The sequence below is a fragment of the Acinetobacter pullicarnis genome (assembly GCF_006352475.1).
GTDB classification, from domain to species: domain Bacteria; phylum Pseudomonadota; class Gammaproteobacteria; order Pseudomonadales; family Moraxellaceae; genus Acinetobacter; species Acinetobacter pullicarnis.
The window spans coordinates 3,356,177-3,371,506 of sequence record NZ_VCMZ01000001.1 but is presented as its reverse complement, the minus strand read 5'-3'; the positions used below and the strand labels follow the sequence as shown (position 1 = coordinate 3,371,506).

The following is a 15,330-nucleotide window of genomic DNA, read 5'->3' as shown; positions in this document are numbered from 1 at the left end:
TGTCGAAATTTTAGCACCAAAAGTTTAACAAGCTTATTTATATAAAAGTATATTCGATACAGAAAAGGCAAAAAAAAACGACTCCAGCTGAAGTCGTTATTTTTTTAGAAACTAAAATTATTTAATTTTAGCTTCTTTGAAAATTACGTGTTGACGGATTTTTGGATCAAATTTTTTGATTTCCATTTTTTCCGGCATAGTACGTTTGTTCTTAGTCGTGGTATAGAAATAACCAGTACCTGCAGAAGAAACTAGACGAATTTTATCACGCATTCTACTGACTCCTTAGATCTTTTGACCTTGAGCACGAAGGTCAGCAATAACCTTTTCGATACCCAATTTGTCGATGATACGCATACCTTTAGTGGTTAAACGAAGACGTACGAAACGTTTTTCGCTTTCTAACCAAAAGCGGTGGTGATGCAGGTTCGGCTCGAACCGGCGCTTAGTTTTGTTGTTGGCGTGTGAGACGTTGTTACCAACGACTGGACGCTTGCCGGTAACTTGGCAAACCTTAGACATGGTGTAACTCCATTGATTTAGCCAACAGCAAACCTGTGTGGCCAGTCAAAAAAAACGATGAATTCATTCAAGGGGCGTTTTATACCAAAAATCCGCTTAAAAGACAAGCGGAAATGATGAAAAAACGACATGATAGTGCGTAACAGATCATGCCTTGATCAGTTATCGTAGGAAGGTTTTCTCTAAAACTTTGAGAAGCGACTTATTAAAAGGCGGCATGATAAATTTAAGATTAAACAACTTCGGTATCGACATTACCGAACGCTCATGGGATAGACTGAAAAAACCTTCAGGCCCATGATATTTCCCCATACCAGATGCACCAACGCCTCCGAAGGGGAGGTCGTCCTGTGCAACATGAGTTAAAACGGCATTTTGACCAAAATGTCCAGAGTGTGTGCGCTGGGCAACATAGTCTGCACGAGCTTGATCAAAGTCGAAATAGTATAAAGCAAGTGGACGCGGACGCTGATTAATAAAGTCGATCACATCGTTAATTTGATCGTATTCAATGATTGGAAGTATGGGGCCAAAAATTTCATGTTGCATAATTTGCATCTGTGCCGTTACCCCAGTCAGTAGGGTGGGTGCAATTTTACGGGTCAATGCGAGGTCTTCATCAAGCGGATTAATTTCGATTCGCTGCGCACCTTGTGCGATTGCATCATCTAAATAACCTTGGATGCGATTGTATTGTTTGTCGTTGATAATCGAGGTGTAGTCAGGATTATTTTGCATACCGGGATACATGCCACTGACCACATATTTAAACTCCGCAATAAACTCATTCACCTTTCCTCTAGGCAGAAAGAGATAATCTGGTGCAACACAGGTTTGCCCTGCATTCCACAACTTTCCAAAGGCTAAGCGCTGTGCCACATCTTTCATATCGCTCGAGGGGTGCACGATCACAGGGGATTTCCCACCAAGTTCTAAGATGACTGGAACAAGATTTTCCGCTGCTGCGGCCATCACTGTTTTACCGATTTGGGTTGAACCCGTAAAAATAATTTTATCAAAGGCCAAATGGCTAAAGCTGTCTGAGATGATCCCGCCACCAGTGACAACTGCGACCAAGTCCTGTGGAAAGGCTTCTGAAATAATGTTTTTGAGTAACTCACCAAAATGCATGGAAGCACTGGAAATTTTAATCATGGCATGATTGCCAGCAGCCAGTGCACAGATTAAAGGCCCCACGGAAAGAAGGAGTGGGTAATTCCACGGGCTAATAATTCCAATTACACCCATTGGTTGATATTGGACCCAAGCTTTGGCGGGGCGATGAATGATGCCAATGTGACGCTTCGAAGGCTTCATCCATTCGGTTAAATGCTTGCTATAATATTTAATTTGCTCAATACACGTGAGTAATTCACCAATTTTGGTTTCAGAAAATGACCGATTGCCGTAATCTTGATGAATTGCTTGAGCAATTTGCTCTTGATACTTGATCAGTACTTTTCTTAAACGTGCTAAACGCTCAATCCGTTCCTTTGCCGTTGGCATCGGATAACGTTGGTACGCGATCTTTTGCTGGTCAAGTTGTTGCTGTAGTTGTGATACTTCGGGTGGATAGGAAGCCGTAGAATCTGTTTTTGTTTGACTGTTCATAACAAGCAACCCGGTTGAATTTTATTAATTAATGTTTTTAGAGTAAATACTCTAAATAGTCAAGTTGCTTTATGTGTTAGTGTTTGCTAACGATTAAAAGATGGTGTTCGGATGACAAGCTCTAAAACCTTGAAAACCAAAGATCGAATTTTGCTGACGAGCTTACAGTTGTTCAATGAGCGTGGTGAACGCGCGGTGACAACCAATCATCTTGCCGCTGAGTTGGGTATTAGTCCAGGAAATTTGTATTATCACTTTAGTAATAAGCAAGAGATCATTCGTGAGCTCATGCATCAATATCAAAAAGAGACCTTGGAAATGCTGGCATTGCCAGATGATCGTGTGGTTGATGCTAATGATAAAATCCGTTACTTCCAAGTACTGAGCGGTCAGTTATGGGCCTATCGGTTTTTACATCGAGATGTTTACCATTTAATTGAGAACAATGAAAGTTTTCGCAAAAACTATCCGCGCTTTGCCGGTAAAGTGATGCAACAAGGGCAAAAAATTTATCAGGCCTTTGTTGAAGCTGGTTTAATGCAAATGACTGCAACAGAGATTGAAGCGCTGATTATTAATATTTGGATTGTGCTGACCAACTGGACCAACTTTTTATATATGTCTGGGCATCTGAGTGATTCAAACCATTTAGAGGAAAAATGGGTTTGGCAAGCGCTCAGACAAATGGTGTTTTTAGAGGGGCCCTATTTGCGTGGGGAGAGTCGTGAAACCTACGAGCGATTATTAGAAACATTTGGTTCTTCAGACTTTTTTAGCAGTCTTTCGGGTAGCAAGTTTGAGCTGAATGCGAATGAAGATTGAAAGCTTTGCAAAAAGCTTTAGAATGTTGACCAGTTTTTATGAATAAGTGATTTCAATCGACATGAACATGACGACCGCCAACACCGCACGGTTATTGATTACTTGTGAAGACAAGCCAGGCATCGTGCAAGCCGTATCGAGCTTTTTGTATCATCAAGGTGCCAACATTACCGCACTTGATCAATACGCAACTGAAGCTCAGGGTGGACGCTACTTTATGCGTGTTGAGTTTGAACTTGAGCATCTACAGTCTCGCAAAGAAACCCTGCTGCAAACTTTTGCTGCCAACGTCGCTGAACGCTACGACATGCAGTGGCGTTTAACCTTGGTTAGCGATGTTAAAAAAGTCGGGGTTTTGGTCTCTAGAGTGGATCATGCTTTACTTGAGTTACTGTGGCGTCATGCACGTGGCGGTCTACCTTGTGAAATTACCCAAGTGATTTCAAATCATGAAGATTTAAAAGAGTCTGTGGAAAACTTCGGTATTCCTTTTATTGTTGTACCTGTAAATAAAGACAATAAAGTTGAAGCCTACGCCAAAATTGACGAATTGATGCAAGGCAATGACTTGCTAGTGCTTGCGCGTTATATGCAAGTGCTCAGTGAAGACTTTGTGGCAAGATGGCCGATGAAAGTCATCAACATTCACCATTCATTCTTGCCGGCTTTTGTGGGGGCAAATCCATATAAGCAAGCTTATGAGAAAGGGGTGAAGTTGATTGGTGCAACTGCGCACTATGTTACAGCTGATTTGGATCAGGGACCAATCATTGAACAAGATGTAGAGCGTGTAAATCACGACTTTACTGTCGATCAGTTACGTGAATTGGGACAAGATGTTGAGCGTAATGTACTGGCACGTGCAGTTAGATGGCACCTCGAAGACCGAATTATTGTGGATGGAAATAAAACAGTTGTTTTCCAATAAGTAAACACTGATTGAATAAAATAAGGATGAGGATGCCCTGTGTATTCCTCATTTTTTTTATGTAAGAAAGCTCTGTACACGACAAATTTCACAGAACCCTTATCCTATCAGGATTCTGCCTTCTTAAAATTGCCAAAATTTCCTTAAACTCTTCTTTTTTCCCAAAACCAATTAAACGCTGAATCGCCATTTGAACATAGTCTAAACCATAGCGAAATAAACTCATTGAGAGTCGTCCATGCTTCTTTATTTTTATCGCTTTTTTTTGATCATGTTGCCATTCACCCGTTAAGTAACACCAACAGAAGCTTATAGCTAACACCGCAATCAATTTTTTCACTCGTCTAGGGTCTGTCAAGCGCGTATTTTCAAGATTAAACCCGCGTCCTTTGAGACAACTGAATAAGGTTTCAATTTCCCAGCGTAATGCATAATCCTGAATAGCATTGGCATTAAACTGAGGAGAAACGACGAGTAAAAGCTCTCCATTTTCTAACTGTAGTGCACTTATATATAGTTTCACCCGACCAACCAAAATCCGTCGTTTACGACATTCAATTTGACCAACTTTAAGATGGCGAAATAAATCACTAATTTTATGATTCTTTCCTAAATGATTGGTGACAATGAAGTTTTTTTAACACGAATGCAGAAGTTGATGTCTTGTTCAATTAACCATGTAAACCACTGCTCACCGATAAACTCTCTGTCTGCGAACACATTCACAATACGGTCTTTACCAAAAATGGAGATAAAGCGTTGAATCAAAGCAATGCGCTCTTTCGTATCTGAATTTCCACGTTTATTAAGCAATGTCCAAAGGATAGGTATCGCTATTCCACGATAAACGATCGCGAGCATCAGGATATTAATATTTCGTTTTCCCCATTTCCAATTGGTTCTATCTAAAGTCAGTTGCACTTTGTCGAATGAAAATATATTGAAAATCAACCGAGAAATTTGACGATAATCGAAATACTGACCTGCAAAGAAGCGCTGCATACGTCGATAAAATGATTGTGGTAAGCACTTGATGGGCAAGGCTTTAGATGCAGAAGAAAGATTACATGTTTGCTTTAAAATAATCACAAGCATGATGAGCGCAAAGCACTTTAAATGTGACTTGTTCCATTTTAGATATTTGTTTAAGATAAGATATAACTCATTGAGATGTGTCATAGTATTCGTCGTTAGAAAACAATTATTGTGACATTATTTCAATGAGTTATCTATTTTTGTCGTGTACAGAGGTAAGAAAGTTAAAAAACATATAAATAACAGTTGCAAATGAAAACACTTCTCATTTATGATTAAGCCACTTTAATTGTTCCAACCGATGAGCATGATTTGTAAAAGCTATGCTTTACGTCTCAACTCAGTTTAAGGTCCAAGTGTTTATATGCATCAGTCTTCCACACCAAATTTGCAACGACCGCAACCCGATATGAAGAAAAAAATTATCATTGCCTTAATGGCTGTGGCAGTTGGGCACATCGGGGTACTCTGGGGTGTAAGTCAGATTAAAACGGCTGAACTCAAACCGATTGAGAAAAAGCCAATCAAAGTAAAGTTGGTAAAAATTAAAGAAGAATTTGTACCGCCACCACCACCTCCGCCACCAACCAAACCAATTAAGCCAAAAGTCGAACCAAAACCTGAACCGATTCCAGTGGTCAAACCCAAAGTTATTGCTCAAAAAAATGAGAAAACGAAGGAAAAAGTAATTTTTCAAGATGATACTTTGGAAAAGCAAAAACTGGAAAAAGATCGCTTGGAAAAAGACCGCTTAGAGCGGGATCGTCAGAAGCGTGAACAAGATGAGCGTGATCGTCAAAAGCGCGAACAAGATGAACGAGATCGTCAGAAGCGCGAACAAGACGAACGAGATCGTCAGAAGCGCGAACAAGATGAAAATTCGAAGAAACCTCGGATGGTGTCTGAGGGTGATGTTTCTTGGTCACGACGTCCTATTATTGATGCAGCGCAAGTGGTTAAATGGTTGAAGCCAGAAGATGGGGTTAAAACGATTAAACTCGAAATTACTTCAGATGGTGCCGGTAAAGTCATGAGCGTTAAGCTTCTGCAAGGAAGTGGTTTTAGCTCACTCGACAGTTATGTTGTAAAGCAAACCAATGCTGCTAAATTTAAACCATATAAAGAGAATGGCGTCAGTGTTCCCTTTGTTGTAAGGCAAAATTTTAGTGTTTCTACTAACGAAAAACGTAGATAAAGATTTTATTATTTAGGATTTTGAATTATGAACTTTTCAGTCTATTGGCAACATGCAGACGCGATTAGTAAGACGCTGTATTTTATACTTTTGGCGATGTCGATTGCGACATGGACCATTTTTGTCTTACGTTTGCTCGGTACGCGCCAGCTGAAACAACAAGCGCAAGCACAGCTGAGTAAGGCAATGAATCAACTCAAGGCAAAATTTGTCCCATTGAGCTTTGATCAACGTAAAGCTGTTGCAGAACAAGCTTTACTTCGTCAAATCTCAGTTGAGAAATCATCTGCTGAAAAAGGTGTTTCTGTACTGGGTACCATTGCTTCTTTAGCACCCTTTGTCGGGTTGTTTGGTACCGTGTGGGGCATTTTTCACGCCTTGGTTGCTGTTGGTCAAAGTGGTCAAGCTGGTCTTGCTCAGGTTGCAACGCCTGTCGGTGAAGCACTGATTATGACTGGACTGGGTTTGGCGGTCGCGATTCCTGCGGTGATTGCCTATAACATTTGTGTCCGTTTTAATCGTACGCTCACCAATGATTTGCAAGATCATGCTCATGGTCTATTGATCGACACCATGTTACAGCAAGAGTCAACGCCGGCTTCTGTGCCCGTTGAACAGTCACAAAAAGGACTCGTTGGAGGTCAAGCTTAATGGCTTTTCAATTGGGTGAAGACAACGACACTGGCATGAATGAGATGAATCTCATTCCGCTGATCGACATTATGTTGGTATTGATGATCATTTTCTTGGTCACAGCAACTGTTGCTAACCCATCAATACCATTAACCTTACCAAAAACCACTGCGGATATTGTTGAGCCGCCAGCAAAAGAAGTCACCATTAATATTAATGCACAAGGTGAAATCTCTTGGGGAACCAAAACGATTACTTTAGAAGAGCTGCAAACGCGGTTTAAAGAAGAATCACAGTCAGCGCTAAAACCTGCGATCCAACTTCGTGCCGATAAAGATGCGCGTTATGATACGGTTGCGCAAGTAATGGCAAGTGCCAGTGAAGCAGGCTTAAATGATATTGCTTTTGTCAGTGATAACTAAGTGAAGCGAATTGACCTCGGCTAAGGTGAGCAACAACCAATAAGCCATTGAAAAAGCGATCTGTTTAGATCGCTTTTTTGTGTTTTGAGTTGAGTCATGTTTTGAATAAGGCAGCGCTTAGTCTTGTTTCATTAGGCTCTGGAACTTACTGCGAAGCTTGGCCAGTTTAGGCGGAATGGCAAAGTTGCAGAAGCCTTGTTCTGGGTTGCGTTCATAGAAATTTTGATGCATATCTTCAGCAGGATAAAACGTTGGCCATGCCGCAAGTTCGGTGACGATTGCCAGCCCATCTGCTTTTAAAGCATCGATATACTGTGTCGCTTGTTGTTTTTGCGCATCATCGGCATAGAAAATAACAGAACGGTATTGGGTGCCAATGTCATTGCCTTGACGATTCAGCGTGGTTGGATCGTGTGTGGCAAAGAATACATCTAACAGTTGTTTAAACTCGATTTGTGCTTCATCGTATTCAATTAAAATCACTTCAGCATGATTGGTATCACCCTGACAAATCTGCTCGTAGCTGGGATTGGTGGTATGACCACCTGCATAGCCGCTGACGACGCGATGCACGCCTCTTAACTGTAGAAATACTGCTTCAACACACCAAAAGCATCCACCACCAAAAAGTGCCTGTTGCATAATTTATTCTCTTTATTCAATTTGAAATAAATGAAGACCGATGCATGTATCCTCTCATCCATCTTCATGGTTTAAAGCTAAGCTTGAGCTGTAACGCGCGAGCAGACTTAAGGTTGCGTTATTACTGTATTGCTGAACTTTAAAACGCTATTGCCAAAACGATCCAATAACTTGAGCTGATGGCCATAGCTTTGATATGCCGTGACTTTAGCGAGTGCTTGATTGAATTGATCTGCTTGCTGCATCTTGCCCATACACATCATTTTGGTCGATGCAAACTGGGTTAGGTTCAGTTGTGCACCCTCAATTTTATAGCCTGCCATCAATTGATTACAGCCATCTGTACCACTTAAACGTTGTGTTGCTTGATCGAATTTAAGTTTAGGTGTACTGCTCGTTGCATCATCCTTAATTTCTGTCGAACCAATGTGAGTGAGCGTCCACTCTTTATTTTGTAAAAGTGTTGAACTCTGCTGTTGTTGCACATTGCTAGCAGTATTACAGCCAACAATGCCGAGCGTTGCAGCCAGCAGGACGCTGCTCATAAGCGGTTTTAACATAATTTTTCGTCCCAATTTTAAATGGTCTGCGTTATAAAGAAAAAATAATGAAGCGTGCCTGTATAGGCGCTGTATTCGGACATTAGTAAAACATATTTTGAGTCTATTGTGGTTACACAGCAGTGCTTAAGGCGAAGTTTTTGCAGGCGGCGTACTGCGAGGCAAACCTTCACGGAGTAAAGCGGAATAATGTGCGCTGCTTTGATCTTTAAGCTGATTAAAGTTGGACGTGCGCGGATTAACATGCGCATGTTGATACCATTGCTGCATATTCCATACTGGATTAAGCACGTTCAGGTCATACAGATAATTGGGTAAATACCCCGAAGCCAAAAGTCGGTAATCTTTGGGAAGTTTATTGGGGTCAATGGCCTGCACCATATCAAAGATTAGGGTCGTGCAGTTACTGGTGAGCGTGTTATACCACTTCGGTTGGGCGCGAAGTTCATCGGACTTGCTGAGGTATTCTAAGAACAGTGCTTTCATTGCAGGTTTAGACATCGCAACGGGGAAAAAATAAACCTGTTCACCGCGAATATTGCTACGGGTATAGATAATATCTTTTTCATCAGAGGCGATCAGACTCAGTTCAAATTGACGGAAGAAACCTCCAATTGCCGAAAATGCTTCATCTTTTTCTTTACGAATTTCGATCGAAAATACCAGCGGCTTTTGATCAGCAAAATCAAAACTGACCAAGGTGTGCGCGATTTGTGGTCCCATCCAATAGGAGGTAATAATATTCACCCCAGTGATTTGGGCTAAATCGTAAGTGCGAGTTTCCCAACGCTCTTGAAAACGATCTTGGCTATACCATTCAAAATTACGAATATTATCAATAGTGACCAAGTCACCATCGCGTTGATAACTGAGAATGTTGGCAACATCGGGGCTCCAGTCGCGGTCTTGTTTGGCTGGAATATTAAAATACCACAGCATGGCTAAAGCCAATATAATCAAGTAGATTATGCTGTCTTTGCCGCGACTAAAGACGCTTTGGGTGAAGTAGATTCCCAAAATACTGCAAGCAAAAGAAATCCAAAGCCCAATTAGGATCTGGCTGGTCAGCACGCTTCCAGGCTGTTGAATCCAAAGTGCAAAGCAGAGCCAGATCGATGATAAAATCACAAACAGGCTAAACAGGGCATGCAGTAAAACTTTTCCAAGCGCGATAAAAAAGTCTTTTTTCCCGATGTTATGCATATTCAATTATTTATAAGAGATTGCTGCTATTTTTGATAGCTTGCGAACTCAAATGCAATCCCTGTTTTGTCATCAATATGTTTCTCAGTCGCCATTTTCTTAAAAGCAGCCGGAATCTCAGGGTAGTGCGCATCACCTTGTACATCGAGTTCGATATGGGTGAGTTCCAAACGATCTGCGATATCAATGCTTTGCTTGAAAATCTCACCCCCACCAATAATGAAAATTGAATTGGGTTTTTCTGAAGCACGTACATCGGGGAGGGCATTGTTTAAAGCATCTTCGATGCTAAATGCAACTTTTACCCCATCAAAACGCCAGCTAGGATCACGCGTAATCACCCAGTTGACCCGATTAGGCAGGGCACGACCCATCGATTCAAGGGTTTTACGGCCCATGATCACCACACCACCTTGGGTAATGGCTTTAAAGTGTTGTAGGTCGGCAGAGATATGCCACGGCAGTTGATTGCCTGTGCCAATACAGTATTGTTGATCCATTGCCACCACGTGCACAATTTCTAAACCTTTAAAACTCATACGGCCACCGCTGCTTTAATTCCTGGATGTGATTGATAATTTTCAATTTCAATATCTTCAAATTTAAAATCAAAAATATTTTTAACGGCTGGGTTCAGCTTGAGTTGGCACAATGGCATCGGTTCGCGGCTGAGCTGTAATTGGGTTTGCTCAAAATGATTGGCATATAAATGGGTATCCCCGCCAGTCCAAACAAAATCACCCACTTCAAGATCACAGACTTGGGCAATCATGTGGGTTAAGAGTGCATAGCTGGCAATGTTAAACGGTACACCTAGAAACACATCGGCACTGCGTTGATACAATTGGCAGGAAAGTTTGCCATTCTGCACAAAGAACTGAAATAAAGTATGACAAGGTGGTAGCGCCACTTGGCCAGCTTCTTTGGGGTTCCAACCAGAAACGATGAGACGACGTGAGTTTGGATTGGTTTTAATTTCATTGACTAACCATGAGATTTGATCAAAACCATCGTGGTTATAGGCACCATCTTCTGCTTGGCTGGCAGCAAAATTTCGCCATTGGTGCCCATAGACTGGGCCAAGTTCACCCGCAGGGCGACCAAAGCGTGCCGTTTGCTCTGCCGTTGACCATTCATCCCAAATACTGACTTTATTGTCCTGTAAATACTGAACATTGGTGTCGCCTTTAAGGAACCATAACAGCTCAATCGCAATTGAACGGAAATGCACTTTTTTGGTGGTCAGTAGAGGAAAACCTTGACTTAAATCAAAGCGCATTTGATGACCAAATACGGAACGTGTACCCGTTCCAGTGCGGTCGCCTTTGTCAGCACCATGATCAAGAATGTGTTGTAAAAGGTTGAGATACGCTCGCATAAAAGTTCCAAATTCCGCTGTGGACGTCAATAGCCGTCGTGCAACGCTTGCAGGTGGGATTTATTGTTTAGCCCAGCAGTTTATACTAAACCCAAGATCTTTTTAATAGATAACAAATGGGGAAAGCAAATGAGTCTGGATTGGGCCGCATTACCACCACAAATACAGCAATTTAAAGATCAGATTTTGGCAACCGCGAAACCGAGTGTATCGATTGAACTACAAGGTACAGCGGCGGTCACACGCTGGCAAAGTCAGATCGGTGGTATGCCTTATTTACCACTGACAGAAAGCTATCCGATGGATCGTGAGGGTAAGCCACTCAAGTTGTTGGCACAAATGAATTTTGCAGAAATGCCAAGCCTACCCGATTATCCAAGTTCAGGAATTTTACAGTTCTATATTGGCGGTGATGATCTGTACGGTGCGGACTTTGATGATCTACAAAAACAAGCAGATTTTCGGGTGATGTTCTTTGAACAGGTCATTGAGGATGAAAGCTTATTACATCAAGATTTTAGTGAATATTTTGCTCAATTTGATGCGGACTATTATTCACCTGTTGAAGGGCAGTCTGCACTGAGCTTTGCCGTAGAAACACAATATATCAGTACCGATGATGAAAATTTTGCGCGCCAAGTATTGTCGATGGATGATATTTGGGACTATGAAGAACAGTTTGAAGGCGCTGATCTGCAAGAAGATTGGCTAGACCCTTATAATGAACAGTTCCCTAGCACTGGGCATCGTCTGGGAGGGTATCCGTATTTCACTCAATCCGATCCACGTGAGTATCGAGATGAATTAAAAGCCTATGTGTTGCTGCTGCAAATTGATAGTGATCAGGCAAATGGGATCGATATCATGTGGGGCGATGTTGGGGTTGGGAACTTCTTTATTGACCCAGCCGATTTAAAAAAGCGTGATTTTTCCAAAGTCGCTTATAACTGGGATTGTGGTTAATTGTGGCTTAGACAAAATTTAATTTAGTCAACAGATCACTAAAAAATGATTTAGATTGAAGTTGTGGTGTGCGCTTCAATCTGAGTCGTGTGAAAAGTATACAAATGCAAGCCGACCAAGAAAATGCATAGTTCGATTACACTAAAATAATTTTATTTAAAATAAATAGTTAAAAATTTTAAGCCAAATCTTACAAATTTCCTTACATTTTTTAGATCAAAAAATTAAGCTTGAAAGTTTAATATCCTCGCTTCGTCAAAAGATAGCTTGGCTATACCGCTGAGTTATCGATGCTTTTGAAACAACGAGAGGTTTAAGCATGGCTTATCACGCCAATGTTCAACAGCAGCATGTTGCTGAACATCATCAGATTAGGGCTCGTGCAAAGCAGCAGAATAATAAAAAGGCAACGATTCAGAACAGCGAAGTCATTCCAGCCAATCCCTTGACGAAGAATTCAGAGAAGAAAAGCATCGTTCAGGCCAAATATGCCATCAATCTTCATACATTTTCCAAAAGCTTAGCCCGTATTTCGAGCAGAACCAGCTCACAGAAATGTGCGAAGAGTATACGTCTTGCATTAGAAAGTGCGGGTGCACGTTTTGATAACCATCCTGTCGCGGCATCGGACTGGGGCAAGACTCTCATGGATATTGGTTATCGTCGAATTAATCCTGCTTTTGATCATCCAGAACGGGGTGATATTTATATTATTCAGCGTACCAAAGCCCATGTTTATGGGCATATCGCTGGATTTTCTGGCGCAGAGTGGGTATCTGACTTTAAGCAAAGTAGCCATGTGGTCTATAAGGAAAATGTGACCTATAGCTATTATCGACTTGGGTCTTAAGCAGCCCCTCCAAACTGGAGAGGGCGCTTGCGTTCAATCAAAGAACGTGTTGTTTACTGGCATTCAGTTGATGACGTTGCAAGGCAAGATCAATTAAATTGCTAATCAGATCGCTATAGTTTAAGCCACTGGCTTGCCACAGTTGCGGATACATACTGATATTGGTAAAGCCAGGTAAGGTATTGACTTCATTGACCACGATTTGATTGTCTGGGGTCAGGAAAACGTCAACACGGGCGAGACCTTCACACTCCAGTACCGCAAAGGTACGTAATGCAACTGCTTGAATCTGCGCTTCAATTTCTTTAGGCATCTCGGCAGGGACCACAGTACGTGATTGGCCATCAATATATTTGGCATCATAAGAGTAGAACTGATCTTGGGTCAGTACTTCACCACAGACACTGGCTTGTGGTTGATCGTTGCCTAAAATCGCACATTCGATTTCACGACCAACAATGGCTTGTTCAATCAGCACTTTTCGATCATAACGAAAGGCCAAGGCCAAGCCTGCACTAAATTCTGCTGCATTGGTGACTTTACTAACACCGACCGATGAACCTTGACTGGCAGGTTTGATAAATAAGGGGAGACCGAGTTGAGTTGAAGCTTGCTCAAATAAAGCCGCTTCATCCGCAACCGCTTTAACCGCGATATAAGGGGCAACAGCAATACCAGCCTGCATAAGCAAGCGCTTACATAGATCTTTGTCCATACAAACCGCAGAACCCAATACGGCAGAACCGACATAAGGCAGATTGGCGAAGGCCAATAAGCCTTGTAATGAACCATCTTCACCCAGTGTTCCGTGAATAATTGGGAAGATGACATCGAGTTGGTTGAGTTGTTGCTGTTGTGCTGATTCAAAAAAGGGCTGTTGGAGATGACCCGGTTGTAAGGCCAGTGGACGTACTGAAGCAGCAAGTGAAATATGACGCGGATCCTCTGCATTTTCTAAGAAGCGGTTTAGATCGCGTAAAAACCATTGGCCTTGTTTGTCGATACCAATCAAGGTGATATCAAATCGATTGCGGTCAATGGCTTCAATAATGTTTTTAGCAGATTGGAGTGAAACCTCATGCTCAGAAGATTTTCCACCAAAGATAATACCAACGCTGAGTTTTTTCACGTCCTGTACTCATTTCAAAATATGCGAAGTCCCTAGCATAGTCTGAAATTTGTAAAGTGCATGCTTAAATTTGTGTTAATCATCAGAAAGTGAAGTGTTTTTATATCAAAGAACCGATCACTATGAGCCATATTTTGATCGGGAGAGATGGAAGCATTCGTGCGCTTATCATCTCCCTTGTTTATAGATGAGCAGCGCACATTGCTTAAAAAAATAGGGTCATGCTACGGAAGCTTGTTGCTCAAAAAGTGTCGCCAAGTGTTCAATATATGCCTGTGCACTTTGTTCAAGGTTTTCGGTGGTTAGATTATGTTCTGCACCATAGTAGGCAAAGTAAGGTTGATAATCGGCTTGAACATACTGGGCAGTGAGAGAAAATGGCAGCAACACCTCCGTTAAGCTGGTTTGATATCTTCCATTTTTTGCATAGTCGCTGGTTTGATTGCCACCTGCAGTCACAGCCAAACCAAATTTTCGCTGTTTAAGTTTATCGCCAGTTTCGCCATAAGCCCAACCATAGCTAAATACATCATCTAACCATGTTTTTAATAATGGTGGGCAGTTAAACCAATAGATCGGAAATTGTAAAATCAAATGAGCATGCTGCTCAATCAGCGCTTGTTCATATTCAACCGAGATTTTACCATCGGGATAGGCTTGGTAAAGATCATGAACGGTGTACAGATCGGGATGTTTTTTTAATTCCTCAATCCAACGTTTATTGACAATCGATTGATCAATATTCGGATGGCTCACGATAACTAATGTTTTTTGCATTGCGACCTCGACTTCAGATTTATACAGGATGCTTGACTCGAAATCGGAGTATAGATCAACAACTAACTTGATTGAAGTACGCAATTTTAGGTTATATACTATCCCAAAGGAGAGTGTAAAATGGCAGAAAATAGATGTGCTCCAACCAATACTCAGCTTGAAGATACCCATTTTGGATATACGCTTTCTTTGCTGAATGGCAAATATAAAATGATTGTGATGTATTGGCTGAGTGAAAATAAGCCCGTGATGCGCTTTAATGAGTTAAAGCGCTGTATCGGTACAATTTCATTTAAAACCTTGAGTAATACACTCAAAGAGTTAGAACGAGATCAGTTGGTTATTCGAAAAGAATATCCACAAATTCCACCCAAAGTGGAATATTCCTTGTCTGCACGTGGGGTATCCCTGATACCAATTTTAGATTTAATGTGCCAATGGGGCAGTGAAAATAAAATTGAATAAGCTAAGCCATCAAAGCATCAATACGAGATCATCTGTGATGGTCTCGTATCCAGCGTTATGGCAGATATTCGCCATATTCTCCTGACAACCAAGTATTTTCTTGAAAATACCTAAAATAAAATCGGGCCCTTGATATTCAGATATTTTTAACATCAGCACCGCATAGTTCACAATATTTTCCATTGTTTTTAGCCA

Annotated in this window: 20 protein-coding genes; 8 read left to right on the top strand and 12 right to left on the bottom strand. The window is 41.4% G+C overall.

From position 1 onward, the window contains the following. Positions 1–117: 117 nt before the first annotated feature. The 3 genes from rpmG to FD716_RS15015 all read right to left on the bottom strand — a co-directional run bounded on the left by rpmG (position 118) and on the right by FD716_RS15015 (position 2,133). A complete protein-coding gene (rpmG, locus tag FD716_RS15025; protein WP_001205031.1) occupies positions 118–273 on the bottom strand; it encodes a 50S ribosomal protein L33 in 156 nt (51 codons plus the stop codon). 12 nt (positions 274–285) lie between these two features. Next, positions 286–522, bottom strand: coding sequence for a 50S ribosomal protein L28 (rpmB, locus tag FD716_RS15020; RefSeq protein ID WP_031952295.1), 237 nt, complete (start codon positions 520–522; stop codon positions 286–288). A gap of 162 nt (positions 523–684) precedes the next feature. Further along, positions 685–2,133, bottom strand: coding sequence for a coniferyl aldehyde dehydrogenase (locus FD716_RS15015; protein ID WP_139853075.1), 1,449 nt, complete (start codon positions 2,131–2,133; stop codon positions 685–687). A 111-nt stretch (positions 2,134–2,244) separates the two neighbouring features. Between FD716_RS15015 and FD716_RS15010 the strand changes: the two genes are divergently transcribed. Then, positions 2,245–2,955 carry a TetR/AcrR family transcriptional regulator gene (locus FD716_RS15010; protein ID WP_139853074.1) on the top strand — a complete coding sequence of 237 codons (711 nt, stop codon included), beginning with the start codon at positions 2,245–2,247 and terminating at the stop codon, positions 2,953–2,955. A 61-nt stretch (positions 2,956–3,016) separates the two neighbouring features. Then, a complete protein-coding gene (purU, locus tag FD716_RS15005) occupies positions 3,017–3,883 on the top strand; it encodes a formyltetrahydrofolate deformylase (RefSeq protein ID WP_139853073.1) in 867 nt (288 codons plus the stop codon). A gap of 88 nt (positions 3,884–3,971) precedes the next feature. Here the strand turns inward: purU and FD716_RS15000 are convergent. Continuing rightward, positions 3,972–5,062, bottom strand: a protein-coding gene (locus FD716_RS15000; protein ID WP_110925086.1) for an IS4-like element ISAba1 family transposase whose coding sequence is annotated in 2 segments (ribosomal slippage) — positions 3,972–4,522 and positions 4,522–5,062 — 1,092 coding nt in all. Because the reading frame shifts where the segments join, the coding sequence is not laid out codon by codon here. 220 nt (positions 5,063–5,282) lie between these two features. On the opposite strand from FD716_RS15000, the gene FD716_RS14995 reads away from it, so the two are divergent. From FD716_RS14995 to FD716_RS14985, 3 genes are read left to right on the top strand one after another with little or no spacing between them, the layout of a single operon-like run. Further along, positions 5,283–6,113, top strand: a complete 831-nt coding sequence (locus tag FD716_RS14995) for a TonB family protein (protein ID WP_139853072.1) — start codon at positions 5,283–5,285, stop codon at positions 6,111–6,113. A gap of 27 nt (positions 6,114–6,140) precedes the next feature. Next, positions 6,141–6,764: a MotA/TolQ/ExbB proton channel family protein gene (locus tag FD716_RS14990; RefSeq protein WP_139853071.1), complete on the top strand. Its 624-nt coding sequence runs from the start codon at positions 6,141–6,143 to the stop codon at positions 6,762–6,764. Then, positions 6,764–7,168 (top strand): ExbD/TolR family protein, encoded by a 405-nt coding sequence (locus FD716_RS14985; RefSeq protein ID WP_139853070.1) that lies wholly within the window; start codon positions 6,764–6,766, stop codon positions 7,166–7,168. Before FD716_RS14990 ends, FD716_RS14985 begins: the two co-directional genes overlap by 1 nt. 117 nt (positions 7,169–7,285) lie before the next feature. On the opposite strand, the gene msrA is transcribed toward FD716_RS14985, so the two are convergent. The 5 genes from msrA to thyA form a co-directional block, all read right to left on the bottom strand. Beyond that, on the bottom strand, positions 7,286–7,810 hold the full coding sequence (gene msrA, locus FD716_RS14980; protein WP_139853069.1) for a peptide-methionine (S)-S-oxide reductase MsrA: 525 nt from the start codon (positions 7,808–7,810) through the stop codon (positions 7,286–7,288). Positions 7,811–7,917: 107 nt separating this feature from the next. Next, complete coding sequence (locus FD716_RS14975) at positions 7,918–8,370, bottom strand: META domain-containing protein (RefSeq protein ID WP_139853068.1); 453 nt, start codon at positions 8,368–8,370, stop codon at positions 7,918–7,920. Positions 8,371–8,496: 126 nt separating this feature from the next. Then, entirely contained in the window at positions 8,497–9,573 is a 1,077-nt protein-coding gene (locus FD716_RS14970; RefSeq protein WP_139853067.1) for an Lnb N-terminal periplasmic domain-containing protein, read from the bottom strand. A 26-nt stretch (positions 9,574–9,599) separates the two neighbouring features. Further along, a complete protein-coding gene (locus FD716_RS14965; RefSeq protein ID WP_139853066.1) occupies positions 9,600–10,112 on the bottom strand; it encodes a dihydrofolate reductase in 513 nt (170 codons plus the stop codon). Continuing rightward, complete coding sequence (thyA, locus tag FD716_RS14960) at positions 10,109–10,951, bottom strand: thymidylate synthase (protein WP_139853065.1); 843 nt, start codon at positions 10,949–10,951, stop codon at positions 10,109–10,111. The genes FD716_RS14965 and thyA overlap by 4 nt, the downstream gene beginning before the upstream one ends. A 129-nt stretch (positions 10,952–11,080) precedes the next feature. Between thyA and FD716_RS14955 the strand changes: the two genes are divergently transcribed. Together FD716_RS14955 and FD716_RS14950 are read left to right on the top strand one after the other, a co-directional pair. After that, on the top strand, positions 11,081–11,914 hold the full coding sequence (locus FD716_RS14955; protein ID WP_139853064.1) for a YwqG family protein: 834 nt from the start codon (positions 11,081–11,083) through the stop codon (positions 11,912–11,914). 319 nt (positions 11,915–12,233) lie between these two features. Further along, the gene (locus FD716_RS14950) at positions 12,234–12,764 is read left to right on the top strand and encodes a CHAP domain-containing protein (RefSeq protein ID WP_139853063.1); all 531 of its coding nucleotides are present in this window, start codon (positions 12,234–12,236) and stop codon (positions 12,762–12,764) included. A 37-nt stretch (positions 12,765–12,801) separates the two neighbouring features. Here the strand turns inward: FD716_RS14950 and ddlA are convergent, their stop codons facing one another. Next, the gene (gene ddlA, locus FD716_RS14945; protein ID WP_139853062.1) at positions 12,802–13,893 is read right to left on the bottom strand and encodes a D-alanine--D-alanine ligase; all 1,092 of its coding nucleotides are present in this window, start codon (positions 13,891–13,893) and stop codon (positions 12,802–12,804) included. A gap of 219 nt (positions 13,894–14,112) precedes the next feature. Next, the gene (locus tag FD716_RS14940; protein WP_139853061.1) at positions 14,113–14,670 is read right to left on the bottom strand and encodes an NAD(P)H-dependent oxidoreductase; all 558 of its coding nucleotides are present in this window, start codon (positions 14,668–14,670) and stop codon (positions 14,113–14,115) included. Between the two features lie 120 nt (positions 14,671–14,790). On the opposite strand from FD716_RS14940, the gene FD716_RS14935 reads away from it, so the two are divergent. Beyond that, positions 14,791–15,135, top strand: coding sequence for a winged helix-turn-helix transcriptional regulator (locus FD716_RS14935; protein WP_139853060.1), 345 nt, complete (start codon positions 14,791–14,793; stop codon positions 15,133–15,135). 9 nt (positions 15,136–15,144) lie between these two features. Here FD716_RS14935 and FD716_RS18940 read toward each other — a convergent pair whose 3' ends face one another. Then, positions 15,145–15,318: a hypothetical protein gene (locus tag FD716_RS18940; RefSeq protein ID WP_171477057.1), complete on the bottom strand. Its 174-nt coding sequence runs from the start codon at positions 15,316–15,318 to the stop codon at positions 15,145–15,147. Positions 15,319–15,330: the final 12 nt, after the last annotated feature.

Excerpts from the sequence above, each read along its gene's own strand:
- FD716_RS14990 (WP_139853071.1), top strand. The coding sequence starts at position 6,141 with ATGAACTTTTCAGTCTATTGGCAACATGCAGACGCGATTAGTAAGACG.
- FD716_RS15015 (WP_139853075.1), bottom strand. The coding sequence starts at position 2,133 with ATGAACAGTCAAACAAAAACAGATTCTACGGCTTCCTATCCACCCGAA.
- FD716_RS14935 (WP_139853060.1), top strand. The coding sequence starts at position 14,791 with ATGGCAGAAAATAGATGTGCTCCAACCAATACTCAGCTTGAAGATACC.
- thyA (WP_139853065.1), bottom strand. The coding sequence starts at position 10,951 with ATGCGAGCGTATCTCAACCTTTTACAACACATTCTTGATCATGGTGCT.
- purU (WP_139853073.1), top strand. The coding sequence starts at position 3,017 with ATGAACATGACGACCGCCAACACCGCACGGTTATTGATTACTTGTGAA.
- FD716_RS14965 (WP_139853066.1), bottom strand. The coding sequence starts at position 10,112 with ATGAGTTTTAAAGGTTTAGAAATTGTGCACGTGGTGGCAATGGATCAA.
- FD716_RS14950 (WP_139853063.1), top strand. The coding sequence starts at position 12,234 with ATGGCTTATCACGCCAATGTTCAACAGCAGCATGTTGCTGAACATCAT.
- FD716_RS14970 (WP_139853067.1), bottom strand. The coding sequence starts at position 9,573 with ATGCATAACATCGGGAAAAAAGACTTTTTTATCGCGCTTGGAAAAGTT.
- FD716_RS14975 (WP_139853068.1), bottom strand. The coding sequence starts at position 8,370 with ATGTTAAAACCGCTTATGAGCAGCGTCCTGCTGGCTGCAACGCTCGGC.
- msrA (WP_139853069.1), bottom strand. The coding sequence starts at position 7,810 with ATGCAACAGGCACTTTTTGGTGGTGGATGCTTTTGGTGTGTTGAAGCA.
- rpmG (WP_001205031.1), bottom strand. The coding sequence starts at position 273 with ATGCGTGATAAAATTCGTCTAGTTTCTTCTGCAGGTACTGGTTATTTC.
- FD716_RS18940 (WP_171477057.1), bottom strand. The coding sequence starts at position 15,318 with ATGGAAAATATTGTGAACTATGCGGTGCTGATGTTAAAAATATCTGAA.
- rpmB (WP_031952295.1), bottom strand. The coding sequence starts at position 522 with ATGTCTAAGGTTTGCCAAGTTACCGGCAAGCGTCCAGTCGTTGGTAAC.
- FD716_RS14955 (WP_139853064.1), top strand. The coding sequence starts at position 11,081 with ATGAGTCTGGATTGGGCCGCATTACCACCACAAATACAGCAATTTAAA.
- FD716_RS14995 (WP_139853072.1), top strand. The coding sequence starts at position 5,283 with ATGCATCAGTCTTCCACACCAAATTTGCAACGACCGCAACCCGATATG.
- FD716_RS14985 (WP_139853070.1), top strand. The coding sequence starts at position 6,764 with ATGGCTTTTCAATTGGGTGAAGACAACGACACTGGCATGAATGAGATG.
- FD716_RS14940 (WP_139853061.1), bottom strand. The coding sequence starts at position 14,670 with ATGCAAAAAACATTAGTTATCGTGAGCCATCCGAATATTGATCAATCG.
- FD716_RS15010 (WP_139853074.1), top strand. The coding sequence starts at position 2,245 with ATGACAAGCTCTAAAACCTTGAAAACCAAAGATCGAATTTTGCTGACG.